The following is an 18,948-nucleotide window of genomic DNA, read 5'->3' on the forward strand; positions in this document are numbered from 1 at the left end:
GAAGACACTGTTTGTAGGCGTTTTTTCAGTTCCTCTTCGCTCTCGGCGATCGCAATTTTAAATGGGCGGCTCATGGTTCTGTTAACTTACCTAGTTTGCTTCTCCCCATTATATGCAGATTCATTTTTAATTGGTATTAGACACGAGAAGACTCTCAAGAAGTAGGAGAAATTAAGCGAGTAGTTAATACATTTCTTCAAATTTTGGATGAGTATCAACCCTCTTCAGGGCTTTTAGTAGCAGCAACGAATTTGAATAAATCTCTGGATACTGCTCTTTGGAGAAGATTTGATGACTTGATCGCAGTACCCAAACCCGGAGAACAAGAGCTAGAATTTATACTAAAGGAAACACTATCTGCAATTGAAGTGGGATCTATCAACTGGCCAAGGATTATTGAGCAGATGAGAGATTTTTCTGCGGCTCAAGCTGTGAGGGTTGCACAAGATGCAGCTAAAAGAGCAATTCTTGAGCGAGAGGAGCTAGTGATTCAGGAACACTTAGAAGAAGCGATCGCAGAAATTAAAGTTTCCTAGTATTAATTTTTGGTGTCGGAGAAATAAATGCTTGAAAGTTATCAGGGTTTTCCGCATATTCAGCTTAGGTTGACAACAGAAGGCCTTCCTGCGCCTACATTATTTACAGTTAGCAAAACAATTGAGTTTTATTTTGCAATACTTAGATTTTAAAATCTATGATAAATCTATTTCAGATAGCATCACATTCCATAAAATAATCATATGCTTCTGTGTTCAACTTAAAACTAAAAGTTTTATCAAGATAATTTTCTTGTTCAAAAGACTCAATTGGATAACACTCGTACATAGGATTGTCTAATTCAATTCTAAATAAATTTTGTAAGTTAGAAAGGTTTACATTATCCAAAACTTTCTCTCCTACAAAGTCGCTGCCATGTTTGTCATACCAACGTATAACTCTTTGAACTAATGGTTTATGTGTTGTAATACTCATTACTCAATTGACTATTAGATATAATTTTTAGATAACAGGGGCATAAAGCCCCCGATTATTTTAACTTAGTATACGACGAGAAGCAATTTTAGGGTTGATTTGTTCTCCTGTTTTAGGATCAAACTCACCTAGATGATTGCCCCGTCTATCATACTTTTCAACTAAACCATGCCTAGAATCCCACTCATATCTATACTCTTGATCGTCCCATCTTTTTCTTAATCCCCCTCCTCCTTGTACGGGTGTTTTAGGTTTAACTTGTTTAGCATCTGGAAAGGCTTCAAGAGTTTTTGGTGCGGGATAATAATTCATAATAATTTCTTCAATATGTCTTTAATATAATTAACCTTCAACACTCCTCTCGAAAGAGCGCGTATTGAAGGAAGTAAGTTTTGGAGACACATGAGGAAATTAGTAGATTTACTTTAATAAGACTTAGGCAAAATTACATAAGGCAGAGGCAATTCATGAATTGCCTTTGCCTCAAAATCAGGCTTTTGGCTATTGTTTGCGTAAGTCCAGTTTAAAAATCTACTAACTTTAATTATGACATAAATTATAATGTGGTCAACTTTTTATGCTAGACTAACACCTGCTTCGAGCTTTAAAGCTATACAAATTGATATTTCCTATTTATACGTCAATTGTCGAGGCTCAAGTTGAAACAGAGATTCAACCCCTGATAGAAATTCAATCTCTCGTAGTTAGCTGAGGCGATCGCACCCCCGTTATTAAACGTCTCCAGAAATTAAATATGGATTATCCAGAACCCTTGTAGAGATGTAGCAGTACTACGTCTCTTTTTCAGCAGATGCCTATTAAGATTTGTATTTATCGCGTTAAAAGTGAAGGTTGCTACAGAGGTAATATTATTTATTAACTTGTTTTAGTGAAACTTAAATTCTCTGTGATATATTTATGTAATCAAGAATACCCGTAATATTGTAAATATTAAAACTTAGTATTATGTCTAGTCAAGAACAAAATTCCAACAAAGCATTGAAGCAAACGCAGGTTAGCGCAATAAAGAAGAAAGTACAACCTCCCCCAGACCTCAAAAAACCAAAGAAAACCGAATAAAATTATTAAAGTTACTTGTAGAGACTTAAATTCAATTAAGTCTCTGCAATTTTTCTCAAAAATAAATCAGCTTACTTATTTTTCGCTTGAGTCTTTGCCTGTTCTAAAGCTATTTCTTTGATTGCCTGATATGAATTAACATTTGAAGTACCTTCAATAGCTTTAACTGCCAAATCCTGAACTTGTTTGAGAGCGGATTCAAGTTGTTTAGAAAGATTTTGAATTCGCATCTCTTGATTAGTAATAGTTTGTTCTAAAGATTGCAGTCTTTGTTCATAAAAACGCTTTTGCCCTTCTACTTCCTTAGAATATAAATCTGATTTTACTTTAGCTTGGTAGTGGGCGATGCCTTTGCCTTCTTCTGTAGCTTTTTTGATGGCTGCTTCTTTATCTTTTGGAAAAGCCTCTACCTTGGCTTTTAATTCTTCAAATTGTTTCTCTCTCTCAGAAATTGCTTTCTCCCGTTCAGCCCACTGCTTTTCTGTTTCTTGTAGTGATTCTTCCAGTTGCTTATATAGCGCTTTCTGCTCTTGTTCGTATTCGTCATTTTGCAGTTGTCGCTGGAGTTCTAAATTATACTTATACTCTGTTGCATCGCGTTGCCGAGTTTTATTCAAGTTTTCATTCCGTTCTTTTATCGCCCTTTGCTGTTCCTCTTGTTCTTTTCCCCAAGTATTTCTTTGCTCTAGCATTTCTTGGAATAACACTTCAGAACGTTGGTTATATTCTTCTTGATAAGCTTTAGTATTATCTTCATAGGCTTGGATGAGAGTATCCAAGATATCATCAGAAATTTCTAAATTATGCAGCTGTGTTAATTGTTGGATTTCTTCTTCTAAAGTTCGCCTGATTTCTTCCAAATTAGAGGCTTTTGTGGTTAGCTGTTCCGATAATTCATTAGCAGCACTGCCAAAACCTAATTGAATCTTTGCCAAGCTTTCAATTGTATTGTTCATCTTCTGTTGGACACTAGAAAGCTGATTCATAACTATTTTTTGTTCTAATTTAGGTTGTTCTTTAGTTCCAAACTGGCTTTCTTTGCCAACTTTATCAAGTTCTGATTTCAATGCTGCTTTTTCTTTTGCCAACTCCTCATACGCCTGAAGAATTTCTACTTTAGTATTCTTATCAGTCGGTTTTTTCCCCACCACAACAAACCTCCTCTTCAGGAATTTAAAATAATTAAGATGCTACGAACTCACAACTATTTAGCGTTAGAACTACCAAAAGCTCTCATAGCTAAGTCTTGTGCTTGCTTTAATGCAGTTTGCAATTGAGCAGAAATGCCTTCTATTTGCTCTGATTGTTTCTTAATTGTTTCTTCCAGAGATTGAATTTTTTGTTCATAGCTCTGTTTATTAGATTCCCATTCTCTTTCAAATAAATCAGCCTCGATTTTAGCTTTTTGGCTTGTTTCTTTAATTGCCTCTTCTCTAGCCTTCTTAACTGCTTCTTCAAGTTCGCTAGGAAATGTAGTTACCTTTTGTTCATAATCTGCAAAGAGTGGTTGGCGTTCAGCGAAGATTTTTTCTCGTTCTGCCCAATCTTTCTCTTTATTTTGAGATTTTTCTAGTATTTCCCTTTGTTGTTGGCGCTTTATCCCTTCGTAGCTGTCTGTATTGAGTTTGCGAGTAGTTTCTAACTTATACTGAAATTCTTCTTGTTCTTTCTGGCGATCTTTGGCTAATAAATCATTGTATGCTTTGAATTTTTCTTCATACTCTGCTTGCTCTTTTTGCCATTCTTTCCGCCTGATTGTAATTTCTTTCTCTAATGCTTCCCTTTTGCTAATAGTATCTTGTTCGAGAATTTTTAATTTTTCTTGATGTTCTTGACTTAAAACGTCTAAAGTATCTGCTACCACTCTAATTTGTTGCAGTTCTTGTAGACGTTGGGTTTCAATTTCTATAGCTCGGTTCAATTCATCTAACTTGGAATTTTCCTGAGCTAGTTTTTCAGATAATCCGTTGAGAATACTGCCAAACTCCAATTGTAAATCAGCTAAACCTTTGACAATACTATCAACTGTATATGCAGAAGCTGCTTGCAGAATTCCTTGATTTTTTGCTTTTTCTGCTTCCTCTTGTTTGGTTGCTATTTTAGATTCAAGTTTTTTTCTTTGGATAATAATTTGTTGAAATGCTTGCATTAGTTGTTGTTTGCTGTCTTTGACTCCAACTGTAGTCATCTTTCAACTCCCTTCAATAGGCAAATTTTATTGGGTAGCAAGCCATACCAATGACTACCCTATGCAGACATCAGAGTAGCTTTTTAATCAACATTTTTAACGCGGTGGAAATACTGAAATGATCCCCATCTGAGACTTAGTGGATACGAATTTTCCACATATATGTCTTTCTGTTTTTCAGGTATAGTTTTCCCTTTGAGTTTTAGTGGTACATTTGTACTAAAATAAATATACCTAAACTAATCCCCTCTGTCAAGATAATCCTTCATGCAATAATGTCTTTGGATCTTGTGAAGACAGAATCGAAAATTTAAAGTTCTTAATTAAAAAACTATTTATAAACTTGCAGGCACAGTGATTTATGATTTAGGAGACTGCTGTGGTATATGTTACTTTTTGTAAATAAAATCTAAAAGAATTAGCCTTAGTAGAAGCGCGGTTGCAGTAAGGCGAGATAATAGATTTAATCATCCTAATTGATACAAGCACAGTCCTAGACTTTTGTGATATCAATGTATACCAGTGAATCGACCAAATACTCTGCCAGAACGGATATTGGACAAACCAGCCGTATTCTAGTAGTAGAAGATGAAGAATTAATCCAGGAAATGCTAGCTGTAGCTCTGGAAGAAGAAGGTTACGGGGTGATAACTGCCCCCGATGGGCGGTCTGCTATAGAGTATCTCAAAAGTTTTGAAACCAATTCAGGGGAACTTCCCTTCGATCTGGTCATTCTTGATTTGATGCTGCCGCAAATCAATGGGCTAGATATTTGCCGTTTGCTACGTCATCAAGGCAACCCAGTACCGATTTTAATGCTCAGTGCTAAGGGTAGTGAAACTGACCGTGTTTTGGGGTTAGAGGTGGGTGCAGATGACTACCTGACCAAACCCTTTAGTATGCGCGAGTTAGTTGCTCGTTGTCGCGCTTTACTCCGCCGCCAACGCTTAAGTAATTTACCGCAAATACCTGTATTAAAATTCAAAGATGTTACTTTGAATCCTCAAGAATGTCGTGTGCTGGTTCGCGGTCAAGAAGTGAGTCTTTCTCCTAAAGAGTTCCGCTTGCTGGAACTGTTTATGAGTTATGCCCGCCGGGTATGGTCACGGGAACAATTACTCGATCAGGTTTGGGGGCCGGATTTTGTCGGCGATAGTAAAACTGTAGACGTTCACATTCGGTGGTTGCGCGAAAAATTAGAGCAAGATCCCAGTCATCCCGAATATATTGTGACTGTAAGAGGTTTTGGCTATAGGTTTGGATAATTAGTTGGGATAGTTGTTAGTTTTTAGTAGTCACCAAGAAACTAACAACTCAAATGCTTTTATTGGGATTTTTTCTGGGTTTAGCGGTAGGCATTGGGTTTTGGGTTTGGCAACAGGTTCAACTTAACCGCTACCTGGGGCACTTACTCCGACCGTTAACCTCACATTCTTACAAGATGGGACTGCTGCTAATTCCTGGGTTGCGGCAGGAAATAGCGATGGTGAAGCAGCAACGGCAAGATTTGCAGCAGTCGTTGCAAACTTACCAAGACCTGCTAAATTTTGCTCCAGTGGGGTATTTGCAGGTTGATGAGGAAAATCAACTGCTGTGGTGTAATCGACAGGCGCAGGAAATTTTGTATCTGCAAAGGTGGCAACCAGAACAGGTGCGTTTGTTATTGGAGTTGGTCAGGTCTTATGAACTCGACCATTTAATTGAGCAAACTCGCGATCGCCAAAAACCCCAGACGGGAGAATGGGTATTTCATCCCTCTTGTGATGATGCAGCAGAGATGGCAACAATCAAATCTCTGGCTTTGCGGGCCTCTAGCTTGCCTTTACCCAATGGACAAGTGGGAGTATTTTTAGAAAATCGTCAACCCCTATTAGATATAAATCAAGCACGCGATCGCTCTTTTTCCGATCTAGCACACGAACTCAGAACGCCCTTGACTTCAATTCGTTTGGTTGTAGAAACTTTACAAAACCGTTTAGAACCACCTTTAAATCGCTGGGTTAACCGCCTGATGCAAGAAGTTGACCGATTGATCAACTTAGTGCAAAGCTGGTTAGACCTTACCCAAATGGAAGCAAACCCAAATATGCAATTGCAAGCCAAAGCTGTAGAATTGCGATCGCTGATTACATCTGTTTGGGAAACGCTAGAACCTTTGGCACAACGCCAACATCTGTCTTTTTCTTATTCTGGTCCCGAAAATCTGTGGATTAAGGCAGATAAACCCCGGATTTATCAGGTTTTTCTGAATTTGTTAGACAATAGCATTAAATATAGTCCTCCTTGCACAAGTATTTATGTTGAAGCGAAAATATTATCAACAAAGGATAACGATCCTGCTTCCTCAATCTTGGAAATAAATCTTATTGATTCTGGAGTCGGCTTTTCTGAAGCAGATTTACCCCACGTTTTTGAGCGATTTTATCGAGGAGATAAAGCGCGAACTCATTCCCCCCACGATAGTAACTCTATAGGAGCGATCGTTGGCAATGGATTAGGATTAGCGATCGTTGAGCAAATTCTAATCGCCCACGGTGGTTCAATCAAAGCAATGAACCATCCAGAAACTGGTGGTGCGTGGATGCAACTCCAATTTCCTGAAGTTATGGCAAACTCCTTAAGCCAAGACTATAGTTAGTAATATCTTCACCTTTGAGACAACAAATGTGAAAGCTGTCGACCATACTCCCAATCCTCAAAGACCACAACTCGCACGCGCCATTAGGCGCTTAGAACGGGATGTATTACGCATGGGTGCTTTGGTAGAACAATCATTTCGCCTCAGCCACCAAGCGTTATTTGCTCGTAACTTAACAGCAGCTGAAGAACTTCCTCGATTAGATAAAAAGATCGATCGCTTTTATCGTCAAATCGAATCAGACTGTACGGCGATTATGACGCTACAAGCGCCTACAGCTTCAGATTTGCGCTGTTTAAGTGCCTTTATGCAGTTGGTGCGAGACTTAGAGCGGATTGGCGATTATGCTGAGGATTTAGCTGAAATTGCGATTAAAATTTTTCCTTATGCGCCTCATACGTCTTTACCCGACATTGAAGCTATGTCTCTTCACGCCCAGGCGATGCTGGCAACTAGCTTAAAGGCTTTAGGAGATTTCGATGAAGCCGGTGGACGCCGTTTAAAGCATCTGGATGATACTGTAGATGATGCTTACGATCGCGTTTATCAGACTTTAGCCCAACAACGAGATGTGTCTGGTGTAGTCGAACCAATTATACTACTAGCACTGGCAATTCGTTGTCTGGAACGTATGGCAGATCACGCTACGAATATCGGTCAAAGGGTAGCATATATTGTCACCGGTCAACGCTCCTAATTGATATGCTGCAAAGATCCCCGACTTCTACCCTCCAGATGTCTGTAAGAAGTTGGGGATCTAAATCCAGCGATTTAGTAAGTGCCATTCCACCCTCATATCTTCATAATTTTTGCGCCTACAGACTTACTTAGTCTTCAGAAAATACCAAATATTAAAAAATAAGTTAACTAAATATTTTACTAAAAGCTTACCTATTCTTAAACTTACACAATTAAAGTAACGGATAAACAACTAAAAATTTTGGCTATATCTTACTGATAAATCCCTTAAGTAAAAGTTGTTACCATCAGAAGATTTTGAGTTAGTTCCTAGCTCTGAATTGAGAAAAATAGACTTTCAGTTAAGACAGGTAAATTTTGATACAAATTATTAGAGTTTCTTAATCATTGTAAATAGCGAGATTCCCTGATAATTATGTAGTTACGGTTAATGATGTATTCCTCAAGTCCTACTTCAAACTCTTCTACCGTGTCAAATGGTTCTGCTTTGGACGGACAATTACCCCAACAGATATTTACCCGTCGGGAAGTAATTCCACCTGACAATAACGTAATTTGGCGAATTGAATATGGTGCAGTTCGTACCTTAACGTGGAGTGAAGATGGAACATTCATCACTCTTGGTTATTGGGGACTAGGGGATCTGATTGGCTATCCTTTGTCTAAGGTGAAACCCTACCAGATTGAATGTCTCACGGGCGTAGAAGTAAGCATTGTGCCACCTCATTTGTGGCATCAAGATATTAATGCTTTGTTGTCTCATATTCAACAAGCAGAGGATCTACTAAGCATTGTGCATCAAAAACCAACTTCGTTACGCTTATGGCAGTTTTTAGTCTGGTTAAGTGAAAAATTTGGACGTGACATAGATAAGGGCAAGCTAATTGATTTAAATATTACCCATCAGGATATTGCTGAAGTTTTAAATACTACGCGAGTAACTGTTACCCGACTCTTACAGCAGTTAGAAGAAGAAGGAACAGTTTTACGTCACAAACGCCGCATTATCTTGCAATTACCAAATAAATTAATTAAAAACTATAGTTCAACAGCATGTTAAATGAATTGCTTGTAATAATCACAGGGTAAATGTATAATCGTTGCTGTGATTGTGTGTAAAATCCACAAAAAAGAAGTGTTTAAAGCACTTTCTCATGGCTGGATTATTGTAGGTGTGAGTGAAACAAAAAACATGACAAAACGATTCTGGAATCTTTTTAAGATTAGTCCGGTTGTATTAGCTGCTACATTTTTTGTTGCTAATAGTGCCTTAGCAGGTGAAGTCAACGAACAGGTAACAAATGTTGGCGAGTTATCTGAAACTCAAGAGTCTAACGACATGAGTCAGGTAACATCAGTTTCTCAGTTTTCGGATGTGCAGCCTACAGATTGGGCGTTCCAAGCTTTACAATCTCTAGTTGAGCGCTACGGCTGTATTGCAGGTTATCCTAACAGTACCTATCGTGGAAACCGTGCTTTAACCCGTTATGAATTTGCCGCAGGTTTGAATGCCTGTTTAGATCGGGTTAACGAACTGATTGCTACAGCTACTGCCGATTTGGTCAGCAAACAAGATTTAGCTACTTTACAGCGCTTGCAAGAAGAATATTCTGCTGAACTAGCAACTCTGCGCGGTCGTGTAGATGGATTAGAAGCCCGCACTTCTGAGTTGGAAGCTAATCAGTTCTCCACTACCACCAAGTTGGTTGGAGAAGCAATTTTTGCCGTGTCTGATGTTTTTGGTGACAGTAGAGCAGTTCCTGGTGGTGCTCCTACTCAAGACTTGAATTATAACACCACTTTTAGCGATCGCGTTCGTTTGAACTTGTTGAGCAGTTTCACTGGTACAGACCAGTTGCAAATTCGTTTGAATGCTAACAATACCATTTCTAATGTTGGTAGCGTTGCTGGTGGTGTTGCAACCGGTACTGGTACTAACATGACCCGCTTGGCTTTTGATGGAGATAACGGCAACGCAGTTGTGATTGATAAAATCAACTATGCATTCAACTTTTCTGACGCGGTGCGTGTCAAAGTTGACGCTAGTGGTGGTGAATTATACGAAAACGTAAACACCTTCAACCCTGACTTTGCAAGCTCTGCTAGAGGTGCGCTCTCTCGCTATGGACGTTTTAGCCCGATTTACCGTCAAGGTCAAAATTCTGCTGCTTTGACTGTTACTTTAAATCCTAACAAAGCTATCAGTTTGACTGGTGCTTATTTAGCGCCTTCAAGTGGTACTAATGGTATCTTTGGTGCTAATAATCCCGGTATTAATAATGGGCTGTTCGATGGTGATAACACCATCTTCGGTCAATTAACTTTCAAACCCAGCAAAGCCTTCAATATTGGTCTAACCTATGCCCATAGTTACTTCGCTGGTAATGCTGCCAACAGTCTCTTCCAAGGAACAGGTAGCGCTTTTGCCAATAATCCCTTTGGGGCTGGTACTCGCACTGAATCCAATAACTACGGTATAGAAGCTACCTTCCAACTAGGCTCTACCTTGGCTATTAGTGGTTGGGGAGGTTATACAACTGCTGATGCTCTTACTGGTGCTAATGCGGGTACAGACGCAGATGTTTGGTACTGGGCTGGAGCGCTTGCTTTGAAAGACTTTGGTGGTGAAGGCAACGTTTTAGGTGTGATCTTTGGTCAACCACCCAGAGTTACTGGTGGTAGTATCAAAAATGTCGCTGGCAATACTACCTTCGACGACAGTACTTCTTATCACTTAGAGGGTCTTTACAAGTACAAGATTTCCGATAATATTCAAGTAACACCTGGCTTGTTAGTAATTTTCAATCCAGAGCATAATGATGCTAACGACACAGAATATGTAGGTACTCTACGTACTACCTTCACCTTCTAAAATTGGCAAAGCTCAGAATTAGATAAACAAAACCCCACCTAAAAGTGGGGTTTTGTTTAGGAAGAAAATTAGCTATGTAGGATGGTAATCTGGCTGATTGGATATATCTTTTGGGGGGCGATCGCTACTCCAAGCCCACCACACAGAACCACAGTGACAGTAATAGAACTCTTGCCATTTGCGACGACGGTCTTCTGTAAGAACAGGCGATCGCCGATTTAGCCAAACTTTCTCAGCTTCTAGGCTACTTGAGTGGCAGTTAGGACAGCAAAAATTGTATGCATGTATTGCCTTATTCGTCCATTCAGGTGGGAGGGTAGCAAAAGCGTCCATGTAGTTACAAATATAGTCTTAATGGCAAGCCAAAACTTTGAGGTTTGGAATTTGGCGGCAAAGGAATACTATAAAATCCCGCCATACTATCAAACTGCTGAATAAATATTCTTATAGATCGATCTGAATTTATTCAAGACTGTGAAATCTCATAAATCAAAGGTTAACACGAAAACTTTATTTTTTACACACCTAGTTACTATGCACATTATGGCTAATAATTAAATTTATGGAGCCAAATGTTGAAATTCGCCGTTTGTTAGATGTGATGCCTGCTTCTGGTCGGATGACGACAAAAATCGTCAGTAAGCCAGAGCAAGCAAAAGTAATTGACGCTTCCTTTCCCCAACCCTGGAACCAAGCGCGACCGATATATATTAATTTTGATTTGTGGCGTCGCCTGACAAAGCCGCAACGAGACTTGCTGCTGTTGCAGATGGTTAGCTGGTTGACGGGGATAAAGTGGTTTAAACCCGACATTTATCAAGGCGTGGTGTTGGCTGGGCTGTTAGGCGGATTCTTGGAAGCAGCACAGTCAGATGTAGTGGGCGTTGCTGTCGCTGGGGGATTAAGTTCGATCGCTGCTTTTCGGATCTGGCGCACTAATAAATCTCAAGAGTCAGAGTTAAATGCTGATGCAGCCGCAATTAAAATAGCACAGCGGCGTGGTTATTCAGAAGTTGAAGCAGCACAGCACCTATTATCAGCAATTGAAGCAGTAGCCAAAATTGAAGGGCGTTCCAGTTTGAATTTTACTGAGTTGATTCGTTGCCAAAACTTACGAGCGATCGCAGGTTTATCACCAGTGGGTATACCAGAAAGTTATAAGTAAAAATAAGTAATAATCAAAATTCAGAATTCATCTGTCTGAATAGTTAAAGAATCAGAAGAATATCTGAGAATAATCGCATTTACAGCAATCTTGCCGATTCCAAAAAAATTGTATTCTGAACTAACAATGTTAAGCAATAAAATTAGTAAATATACTTCAAAATTACCTTTTAATTCTCCTTGGTTTATTATTATTATTTTTTCTTTTCTTGGTTTAATAGGTATTCTTAATCATTCCATGTGGCGAGATGAACTAAATCCCTGGCTGATTGTCAGAGATAGTGAATCGTTCGGGGATTTAATTGCAAATATTCATTATGAAGGTCATCCTGTTCTATGGTATTTTTCTCTGGCAATTTTGAGAAAAATAGTTGATTCTCCGATTATTATGCAAATTTTCCATTTGGCAATTACTGTTGTTTCCGTTACACTTTTTTGCCTATATAGCCCTTTTAACTATCAACAAAAATTTTTATTTTCTTTTGGCTTCTTTCCTTTTTACGAATATCTTTTAATTTCTCGAAACTATGCCTTTAGTATGTTATTTGTTTTTGCATTCTGTACAGTTTTTGCATCTAGAAAAATAACTTATGCTTATTTGGCAATTCTATTGGGTTTACTAGCAAATAGTAGTGCTTATGGTTTACTAGTATCATTTTCTTTATTATTAACTTTGCTAGTTGAATTTTGTTTTGATAGTGAACATCGGCAACACTATTTTACTCAAACCAAAAAATATGACTTATTTTTAAGTATTTTAATTATCACATTATGTTTTATTTTATCCATTTATATTATTACTCCTCCGACAGATAGTTATCTTCACGGTGGGTTAAATAATGGTTGGCTAATACAATTAGATATCCGTCATCTGTTGAGAAGCGTTGGCAGAGTATTTGGTAGTTATTTATTAATTATTCCTACACATAAAAGATGGTTGGATTTAATTGTTTGTGCGACAATTGTTTTATTTATTGTAGTTTTAACTTTAATCAAATTATCTGAAAAGCCAGTTATTTTCTTTTTCTACATGATAGGCAATTGTATATTATTTGCCTTTACATACTTGAGATTTATAGGTATGCCACGGCATTTTGGACATTTTTATTTAGTTCTAATAGCTGCTTTATGGCTGGGAAGTTATTATCAAAAGTCTCTAGTTTTACTTAATAAAATTTCTATTGTTCCACGTTCAATTACATTGATTCATAAATGGCATTATCTGGCTTTGATGCTTATTTTTTATGTTCAGTTTGGGGGAGGAATTTATAGTTTTTCAAGAGATTTAATTGTACCATTTTCTGCTAGTCGCGAAACAGCCCAATATATTCATAAATCTGAATTGGATAATGAGTTTATTGTTGCCAGTCGAGATGCGAATATGGCTCCTTTATCGGGTTATCTGAATCGAAAGTTTTACTATCCAGAGATTGAGAAAATGGGAAGCTTTACTTTATTTAAAAAAGGTCGTCAAGAAGTGGAACAAGCAGAGATATTAAGCCAGATTAATTCTCTACTTCAAAATCAAGATGAGCGAAATAAAGTTTTGCTGATTTTAAATAAAAAACTGAATGTCAATCGCAATGATTTGAAAATTGTTCCAATTAAAGATTTTCAGAGAGGCTGGGTGGATAATGAAAGATATTATCTATATTGGGTAGATGAAGTATAAAAATAATGCACCACAGAACTTTGTAGTTTAATATGGTATTAACTTTTTTGTACTAAAGGATCGGCATTTACATTTGAGTGTATCGCCATAAATACTTGTTTTATCCAGTGGCTATCGATAATGAAAGATATTTCCTTAAAGCTACAGCAAGGAACTAATCCTGCTTTCTTAGCCATTTTATAGCGTTGTTTTATGTTAAAAGCTAAGGGCTTAATTGTTATACAAGCAAAATGTGTCCCCAAAACACCTCAAAAATAACGCTTTTGCATCCTTTGACTAGCTTGCCACCGCTGATAACTAGCTGGGATGCGTGAGGCTAATCTACACTGGAATAAGAGAATGTGTGTTTAACTGGCTTATATATCCAAAACTGGGGAGTTTTGTCATACCTTCTCGGTGTTCCTTATGAGGTGATTACCTCGTGTGTTAAAACTTAACTTAAATTCTGTCAGTTACTAACGGAGTTGATGGGAATGAGTACCTTAATTTTTATCGGCTTGATAGGGGTTTACGGAGGCGGCGCTTGGAAATTTTGGAATGGGTTTGGACGGACTAATTTTAATCCAACTTTGACTAATCGGATTGGTTTATCTTTGCTATGGCCAGCTTTGTTTATTACAAATCAGTCTTATCGTCGAAACTTTAGAAAGGCGTTGAAGGGTTAGGGATTACTATTAAGCCTAACGTCATCCAATCCTGACGGTGGTATATATCTCAAATAAATAACCTATAACCTCGCTCCCCTACTAGGGAAGCGAGGTTAGGTTTGCTCCTTTTACCAAAGAGAGCAATTAGGGAGGGATAAGTTCGTTAACCGTTGGAAAATATTTCAGCTGATGAATTTACCAATTATTTACCGTTGGTTAATAGATGGATTGCTCCACCAACAGCTGCACCATCAATAGCATTGCCAAGAGTATCTCTCTTATCGCCAGTAATTACACCAGTCAATGCACTAGTGCCTGCACCGACTCCGACATCTTGAGCGGCGTTCCGGTGACGGCGATTGCGAGTATTTCTCAGACCATTTGCACCATTGACGGCTGCACCAGTGACACCACCCTTAACAGCATTCCCTAATACACTGCCATTTCCCCTAACGGCTCCGGTTACAACGTTGGTAACAGCTCCAATACCTGCATCTCTTAGTACTTGGTCATCAGCAGCAGCGGGTTTGGCGGGAACTAAGGTTACACCAGCTAAACTTGCAGCCATGAGGCTGGGTAAAAGTGTGCGTTTTAGGATTTTATTCATTGTGTTACCTTCTCAAAACATCAAACAATTTTCTAAAAACCAAAGTTACTAGAGTCTGATAAAATTTAAATTTTTTATCTGAATCACAGCAACTATATTGTTTGAGAACACATTTATTATTGCATTTCCAAAGTCATAACTGCATCTACTGAAAGCATTAATATAAATTCAGTCCAGAGAAGGCCTTACTGATTTTTTAAATCATACAAGGGATTACATCTTGACAAAATCAATCAAATATGAAATGTAAATTTTTCACAATTAACAAGAAATTTGTAATCAGAAATAAGGTAGTGTTTACCTTATCTATCTAAAGATAGTTGTCAAATTAATTAAACTAATATCAATTCAATTAATGATTGCAATACATTCTTGGTTAAAGACGCGATTCATCGCGTCTCTACAAGATGGTCTATTTGTCGCATCCTTGATTATCTATCCCACCAGCGCAACCAGAGTAATTCTAGATTTTGATAGCGAACTTGCCAAGAAAATGTCAAGCAAAGGTAGAAAAACCAAGATTGGGGGGAATATCCTGAATTCGCCCAGGCCCGATCGCTCGTAATGCTTCTTTGAATAAAATATCCCCAGTATACAAGGCACGTCCGACAATTACGCCAGTCACGCCTTGAGGTTCTAACGCCAACAAACTCAACAAGTCGGTGACAGAACTTACCCCGCCAGAAGCAATTATTGGGATGGAAATTGCTGCTGCAAGTTCTCGCAAAGCTTGTAAATTTGGCCCTGTAAGTGTACCATCCCGGTGGATATCTGTGTAAATTATGGCGGCTGCGCCCAATTCTTGCATTTGTACAGCCAGTTGAGTGGCTAAAACTTCTGAGGTTTCTAACCAGCCGCGAGTTGCGACTCGACCATTACGGGCATCAATACCGATAATAATCTGTTCGGGAAATTCTTGGCAGAGTTCTTGCACTAACTGCGGTTGTTCTACAGCAATGGTTCCGAGAATTGCCCACTGTATGCCTAGATTAAATACTTGTTGTACACTGTTGCGATCGCGCAATCCTCCACCAATTTCAATGGGTACTGACACCGCATGAGCGATCGCTTCAATTGCCCCCAAATTTACTACTTTACCTGCTTTAGCACCATCTAAATCAACTATATGCAATCTGGTAGCACCTTCATCTACCCACTGTTTGGCAACATCAGCAGGATTTTCGCTAAAAACTTGCGAGCGATCGTAGTCTCCCTGATACAGTCGCACACAGTGACCTTCTAGTAAATCAATCGCTGGAATTACGTCCATTTAACTCTTCCTCATTGCAATCAAAACGCTATCTATAGCTGAATTTACTATTTTTCATTTTTCATTTGTAATTGCCTTACAGCTTGCCCAAAACCTAGCACAAGCAAGATGTTAGAAAGCGTCAAAAATACTTCTGCACCACCGTGCAACCAATCTACATTGGCCAAAGACTTACCATAATGCAATACAGCATAAATCCCCGCGGGGATGGTAATGGCAACAAAAACGAGAGTGCCGTAAAATCCATACAGCGCCAAACGCGGCATTTGCGGACTGCGGCTGATAAACCACAAGAAACCCAAATAGGGAAACAGTGAAAGTGCAAACAGGGTTTCTTTAGAAATCATTGCTCTGATTTGATAGGGTTTGGTTCAACAGTGTTAACTGATTTGGTAGAACGCCAAATCAAATACGCCGCCGCCCAAAGTGTAAAATTACCAACTAAAGTCATGGTAGCTTGAAGCGTTACCAGCCATTCCAGAGATTCGGCGTTGTCGAAATAATGCCAGGTACAAGCACACATAGCGCTGACTAAAGCTGGTAACATCGCCAGGGATAATCCCCACCAGCTGCGGTTATTAGTCAGTTCGCCGTAAGTCCAGATTAACCAAATGGCGACAATCCACTCAATAACGCTAGAAACATGAATAATCCAGGTAGGAATCGAAAGGGCGTGCATAAGAAAGTTAGGAGTTGGGAGTTAGGGATTTGGAGAGTAGCACTGTCAAGGTGATATATATTGAATTTTATATTTGTTTAAACAAACCTTTATTATGCAACGCCAAATAAAGATTCTTATTTATAAACGTCTTCTAAATTATCTAGTTTGTCAGAATTGCTCGTTGAGTTGAAGGATTTGCGCTCAAAACCACCTACTTCTGACAAAGTATATAGGGGTCTGGCTTTAACTTCTTCGTAGATGCGCCCTATATATTCACCTAAGATGCCAACACTGACTAACTGCACAGAGCCGAGAAAGAAAATTGCCATCAAAATAATCGTAAACCCAGTTAAAGGCGAATGGGGGACAAAAAGACGCCAATACAAGACTAATAAAGCCATGAAGATGGCCACCGCCGCTGCTACTAAGCCTAAGTAGGTTGATAACCGCAGTGGCACTATTGAAAAAGACACTAGACCATTGATAGCAAGGGCTAAGGATTTGGTAAAAGTGTATTTAACTTTCCCGGCAAAGCGGGGGTTGCGCTCGAACTGAATTGCTGTTTGCTGAAAGCCAACCCAAGAACGTAAACCACGAATATAGCGGGTACGTTCTGGCATAGAATTGAGAATATCTACAATCTGCCGATCCATTAGACAAAAATCACCAGTATCAGTAGGAATCTCTACATCTGCAAGCTTCTTAAGGATACGATAAAAAAAATAGGCAGTAAAACGCTTAAACCATCTTTCTTTAAGGCGTTGAGTGCGTTGAGCGTAGACGACTTGATAGCCCTGTCGCCATTTTTCAACCATGTCGGGGATTAGTTCTGGTGGGTCTTGTAAGTCTGCATCAAGGATGACAATAACTTGACCTCGGACAAAATTAAGACCAGCAGTTACGGCAATTTGATGACCAAAGTTACGAGCAAAGCTCAGATAGCAAATGCGCGGGTCTTTTTGATGGAGGTCTCGTAATAATTGTAGGGAGCGATCGCGGCTACCATCATTGATTAAAATTAATTCGACAAGCCCATCCATCCGATTCATTACTGCACTCAGTCTGCGGTATAGTTCTGGAATAATTTCTTCTTCGTTATAAATTGGAACAATGAATGAATACTTTGGTAGCATCTAAAAATATTGTTTAATTTTTTTACAACTAATACCATTTGGGATTTTAGATTTTAGATTTTGGATTGTGAAATCTCCATTGGATAAGTGTTTCGGTTTTCCATCTGTCGCAATCATTTTTCAAATTGGTATAAGATAACAGGCTGCTTGCGATCAAAAAGCTGTGGTTCACAGTATACCTAGCAACACTCAAGTTTCATGCTCATACTTTATTTATTCTTCGGATTTATGTTATCTGAAGAGTCTGATTTTTTCAGGCTTTCTACAGCTTTTTTGGCAAAAGTTCGACGATGACGATACCAAGTAGACCCTGCTACCAGTGTTCCAGTTAAGCCTAATGCAAGTATTAGCGGCAAAAAATCGCCTGTGTTCACTGCCTTCAGACCAGAACTACCTAGTAGTACAAAAGGTAAGACACTAGGAACAGTACCAAGTGTTGTACCGAGAACATAATCTTTAAAGCTAATCGAAGTCAGTCCCGCGACAAAGTTGACCAAGCCATAGGGCATGATTGGTACTAATCGGATGGCAAACATATAAAAAAGCCCTCCACGACGCACCTCAGCATCCATAGCTTGCCAGCGTCCTGCTAGTCTTTTTGCAACTGTTTTGCGTCCAATAGTTCGAGTAAAAACGAAGGCAATTATTGCCGCAATGACTGCTCCAACACTAGTCCAGACAGTACCCAGCCAAGGGCCAAAAATGGCACCTCCAGTCAAATTTAGTACCGTTGAGGGCAAAACTAACATGGTTGCCACAACGTACAAAGCAATATAAATAATAGGTGCCCAGATACCAGAAGATTTCAGCAAAGCTTGAATTTGTACTGGTTCAATGCCGCCAAGAAGATATACGGTTATACCAGTTGCAATTATGCAACTCAGCGTGAGTAGCAAAATACCAGTTTTCAAGTTCCACATTAGAACTTTACTCCTACTTTTTGTGTAACAAAACCCATCTTTTGAAAATTTAAATCCTTGTAGAGACGCGAAATTTCGAGTTTCTACAAGGATTTTTCACTAGATGTCTATTGTATTAGCTAGTTTTAAAGAGAAGCGATCGCAACCTTTATCCAAGTATCTACCTATCCAATCACAGACCAGAAAACCGCAAGCTAGCAAGACTTTTGTCAATGAAACCGGAAGTGAACACTTTGGAGTTGAAAAAATGTAAGTAATTATAGCGCCTGCTATCCTGCTTAAGACAAGTCTGCTATGGATAACTGTGACATTAGCTCTCTGACGATTTGCCAATGAATTTCCTAAGTTGTTTGACCACTGCTATAGAACTTGGGAATGAGTTTACCATCTATATGGGAGACAGAGATTCATTTAACAATAGCTAT

At 38.8% G+C, this 18,948-nt stretch carries 20 protein-coding genes and 1 pseudogene; 10 read left to right on the forward strand and 11 right to left on the reverse strand.

What is annotated here, in order from left to right:
• Positions 1 to 161 precede the first annotated feature (161 nt).
• Positions 162 to 536 (forward strand): annotated as a pseudogene (locus RMY32_RS29160) (AAA family ATPase); the annotation flags it as partial.
• A 172-nt stretch (positions 537 to 708) separates the two neighbouring features.
• Here the strand turns inward: RMY32_RS29160 and RMY32_RS29165 are convergent.
• The 4 genes from RMY32_RS29165 to RMY32_RS29180 form a co-directional block, all read right to left on the reverse strand.
• Entirely contained in the window at positions 709 to 972 is a 264-nt protein-coding gene (locus RMY32_RS29165) for a hypothetical protein (RefSeq protein ID WP_322683890.1), read from the reverse strand.
• A 60-nt stretch (positions 973 to 1,032) separates the two neighbouring features.
• Complete coding sequence (locus RMY32_RS29170; protein WP_322683889.1) at positions 1,033 to 1,284, reverse strand: colicin E3/pyocin S6 family cytotoxin; 252 nt, start codon at positions 1,282 to 1,284, stop codon at positions 1,033 to 1,035.
• An 839-nt stretch (positions 1,285 to 2,123) separates the two neighbouring features.
• The gene (locus RMY32_RS29175) at positions 2,124 to 3,203 is read right to left on the reverse strand and encodes a hypothetical protein (RefSeq protein ID WP_322712922.1); all 1,080 of its coding nucleotides are present in this window, start codon (positions 3,201 to 3,203) and stop codon (positions 2,124 to 2,126) included.
• Between the two features lie 53 nt (positions 3,204 to 3,256).
• Entirely contained in the window at positions 3,257 to 4,240 is a 984-nt protein-coding gene (locus RMY32_RS29180; protein WP_322712924.1) for a hypothetical protein, read from the reverse strand.
• A 512-nt stretch (positions 4,241 to 4,752) separates the two neighbouring features.
• On the opposite strand from RMY32_RS29180, the gene RMY32_RS29185 reads away from it, so the two are divergent.
• From RMY32_RS29185 to RMY32_RS29205, 5 genes are all read left to right on the forward strand, one after another.
• The gene (locus RMY32_RS29185; protein ID WP_104906469.1) at positions 4,753 to 5,505 is read left to right on the forward strand and encodes a winged helix-turn-helix domain-containing protein; all 753 of its coding nucleotides are present in this window, start codon (positions 4,753 to 4,755) and stop codon (positions 5,503 to 5,505) included.
• Between the two features lie 53 nt (positions 5,506 to 5,558).
• Complete coding sequence (locus RMY32_RS29190; protein WP_322712927.1) at positions 5,559 to 6,878, forward strand: PAS domain-containing sensor histidine kinase; 1,320 nt, start codon at positions 5,559 to 5,561, stop codon at positions 6,876 to 6,878.
• A gap of 28 nt (positions 6,879 to 6,906) precedes the next feature.
• Entirely contained in the window at positions 6,907 to 7,575 is a 669-nt protein-coding gene (gene phoU, locus RMY32_RS29195; protein WP_322712929.1) for a phosphate signaling complex protein PhoU, read from the forward strand.
• 432 nt (positions 7,576 to 8,007) lie between these two features.
• Positions 8,008 to 8,637 (forward strand): Crp/Fnr family transcriptional regulator, encoded by a 630-nt coding sequence (locus RMY32_RS29200; RefSeq protein ID WP_322712931.1) that lies wholly within the window; start codon positions 8,008 to 8,010, stop codon positions 8,635 to 8,637.
• A gap of 132 nt (positions 8,638 to 8,769) precedes the next feature.
• Positions 8,770 to 10,449: an iron uptake porin gene (locus tag RMY32_RS29205; protein ID WP_322712932.1), complete on the forward strand. Its 1,680-nt coding sequence runs from the start codon at positions 8,770 to 8,772 to the stop codon at positions 10,447 to 10,449.
• Between the two features lie 72 nt (positions 10,450 to 10,521).
• Here the strand turns inward: RMY32_RS29205 and RMY32_RS29210 are convergent, their stop codons facing one another.
• Complete coding sequence (locus RMY32_RS29210; RefSeq protein ID WP_322672275.1) at positions 10,522 to 10,782, reverse strand: hypothetical protein; 261 nt, start codon at positions 10,780 to 10,782, stop codon at positions 10,522 to 10,524.
• Positions 10,783 to 11,011: 229 nt separating this feature from the next.
• Between RMY32_RS29210 and RMY32_RS29215 the strand changes: the two genes are divergently transcribed.
• The 3 genes from RMY32_RS29215 (at position 11,012) to RMY32_RS29225 (ending at position 13,950) form a co-directional block, all read left to right on the forward strand.
• Positions 11,012 to 11,614, forward strand: a complete 603-nt coding sequence (locus tag RMY32_RS29215; protein WP_322712933.1) for a DUF3318 domain-containing protein — start codon at positions 11,012 to 11,014, stop codon at positions 11,612 to 11,614.
• 90 nt (positions 11,615 to 11,704) lie between these two features.
• Entirely contained in the window at positions 11,705 to 13,285 is a 1,581-nt protein-coding gene (locus tag RMY32_RS29220; RefSeq protein ID WP_322712935.1) for a hypothetical protein, read from the forward strand.
• 473 nt (positions 13,286 to 13,758) lie between these two features.
• Positions 13,759 to 13,950: a hypothetical protein gene (locus RMY32_RS29225; RefSeq protein WP_292774856.1), complete on the forward strand. Its 192-nt coding sequence runs from the start codon at positions 13,759 to 13,761 to the stop codon at positions 13,948 to 13,950.
• A 184-nt stretch (positions 13,951 to 14,134) separates the two neighbouring features.
• Here RMY32_RS29225 and RMY32_RS29230 read toward each other — a convergent pair whose 3' ends face one another.
• The 6 genes from RMY32_RS29230 to RMY32_RS29255 form a co-directional block, all read right to left on the reverse strand.
• Positions 14,135 to 14,539: a hypothetical protein gene (locus RMY32_RS29230; protein WP_322712936.1), complete on the reverse strand. Its 405-nt coding sequence runs from the start codon at positions 14,537 to 14,539 to the stop codon at positions 14,135 to 14,137.
• Positions 14,540 to 15,035: 496 nt separating this feature from the next.
• Positions 15,036 to 15,809 carry a 1-(5-phosphoribosyl)-5-[(5-phosphoribosylamino)methylideneamino]imidazole-4-carboxamide isomerase gene (gene hisA, locus RMY32_RS29235; RefSeq protein ID WP_322712938.1) on the reverse strand — a complete coding sequence of 258 codons (774 nt, stop codon included), beginning with the start codon at positions 15,807 to 15,809 and terminating at the stop codon, positions 15,036 to 15,038.
• A gap of 47 nt (positions 15,810 to 15,856) precedes the next feature.
• Positions 15,857 to 16,156 (reverse strand): DUF3593 domain-containing protein, encoded by a 300-nt coding sequence (locus tag RMY32_RS29240; protein ID WP_322672270.1) that lies wholly within the window; start codon positions 16,154 to 16,156, stop codon positions 15,857 to 15,859.
• On the reverse strand, positions 16,153 to 16,488 hold the full coding sequence (locus RMY32_RS29245; RefSeq protein WP_322694250.1) for a DUF2499 domain-containing protein: 336 nt from the start codon (positions 16,486 to 16,488) through the stop codon (positions 16,153 to 16,155). The genes RMY32_RS29240 and RMY32_RS29245 overlap by 4 nt, the downstream gene beginning before the upstream one ends.
• A gap of 116 nt (positions 16,489 to 16,604) precedes the next feature.
• Positions 16,605 to 17,603 carry a glycosyltransferase family 2 protein gene (locus RMY32_RS29250; RefSeq protein WP_322712939.1) on the reverse strand — a complete coding sequence of 333 codons (999 nt, stop codon included), beginning with the start codon at positions 17,601 to 17,603 and terminating at the stop codon, positions 16,605 to 16,607.
• A gap of 209 nt (positions 17,604 to 17,812) precedes the next feature.
• Positions 17,813 to 18,523, reverse strand: a complete 711-nt coding sequence (locus RMY32_RS29255) for a TVP38/TMEM64 family protein (RefSeq protein ID WP_322712940.1) — start codon at positions 18,521 to 18,523, stop codon at positions 17,813 to 17,815.
• A 103-nt stretch (positions 18,524 to 18,626) separates the two neighbouring features.
• Between RMY32_RS29255 and RMY32_RS29260 the strand changes: the two genes are divergently transcribed.
• Positions 18,627 to 18,776: a hypothetical protein gene (locus RMY32_RS29260; RefSeq protein WP_322712941.1), complete on the forward strand. Its 150-nt coding sequence runs from the start codon at positions 18,627 to 18,629 to the stop codon at positions 18,774 to 18,776.
• Positions 18,777 to 18,948 lie beyond the last annotated feature (172 nt).

The sequence above is a fragment of the Nostoc sp. ChiSLP03a genome, assembly GCF_034531215.2.
In the GTDB taxonomy this organism is placed as follows: domain Bacteria; phylum Cyanobacteriota; class Cyanobacteriia; order Cyanobacteriales; family Nostocaceae; genus Nostoc.

Coding starts and splice junctions, on each gene's coding strand:
- RMY32_RS29165 (WP_322683890.1), bottom strand. CDS start 972: ATGAGTATTACAACACATAAACCATTAGTTCAAAGAGTTATACGTTGG.
- RMY32_RS29170 (WP_322683889.1), bottom strand. CDS start 1,284: ATGAATTATTATCCCGCACCAAAAACTCTTGAAGCCTTTCCAGATGCT.
- RMY32_RS29180 (WP_322712924.1), bottom strand. CDS start 4,240: ATGACTACAGTTGGAGTCAAAGACAGCAAACAACAACTAATGCAAGCA.
- RMY32_RS29185 (WP_104906469.1), top strand. CDS start 4,753: ATGTATACCAGTGAATCGACCAAATACTCTGCCAGAACGGATATTGGA.
- RMY32_RS29190 (WP_322712927.1), top strand. CDS start 5,559: ATGCTTTTATTGGGATTTTTTCTGGGTTTAGCGGTAGGCATTGGGTTT.
- RMY32_RS29200 (WP_322712931.1), top strand. CDS start 8,008: ATGATGTATTCCTCAAGTCCTACTTCAAACTCTTCTACCGTGTCAAAT.
- RMY32_RS29205 (WP_322712932.1), top strand. CDS start 8,770: ATGACAAAACGATTCTGGAATCTTTTTAAGATTAGTCCGGTTGTATTA.
- RMY32_RS29210 (WP_322672275.1), bottom strand. CDS start 10,782: ATGGACGCTTTTGCTACCCTCCCACCTGAATGGACGAATAAGGCAATA.
- RMY32_RS29215 (WP_322712933.1), top strand. CDS start 11,012: ATGGAGCCAAATGTTGAAATTCGCCGTTTGTTAGATGTGATGCCTGCT.
- RMY32_RS29225 (WP_292774856.1), top strand. CDS start 13,759: ATGAGTACCTTAATTTTTATCGGCTTGATAGGGGTTTACGGAGGCGGC.
- RMY32_RS29230 (WP_322712936.1), bottom strand. CDS start 14,539: ATGAATAAAATCCTAAAACGCACACTTTTACCCAGCCTCATGGCTGCA.
- hisA (WP_322712938.1), bottom strand. CDS start 15,809: ATGGACGTAATTCCAGCGATTGATTTACTAGAAGGTCACTGTGTGCGA.
- RMY32_RS29240 (WP_322672270.1), bottom strand. CDS start 16,156: ATGATTTCTAAAGAAACCCTGTTTGCACTTTCACTGTTTCCCTATTTG.
- RMY32_RS29245 (WP_322694250.1), bottom strand. CDS start 16,488: ATGCACGCCCTTTCGATTCCTACCTGGATTATTCATGTTTCTAGCGTT.
- RMY32_RS29250 (WP_322712939.1), bottom strand. CDS start 17,603: ATGCTACCAAAGTATTCATTCATTGTTCCAATTTATAACGAAGAAGAA.
- RMY32_RS29255 (WP_322712940.1), bottom strand. CDS start 18,523: ATGTGGAACTTGAAAACTGGTATTTTGCTACTCACGCTGAGTTGCATA.
- RMY32_RS29260 (WP_322712941.1), top strand. CDS start 18,627: ATGTCTATTGTATTAGCTAGTTTTAAAGAGAAGCGATCGCAACCTTTA.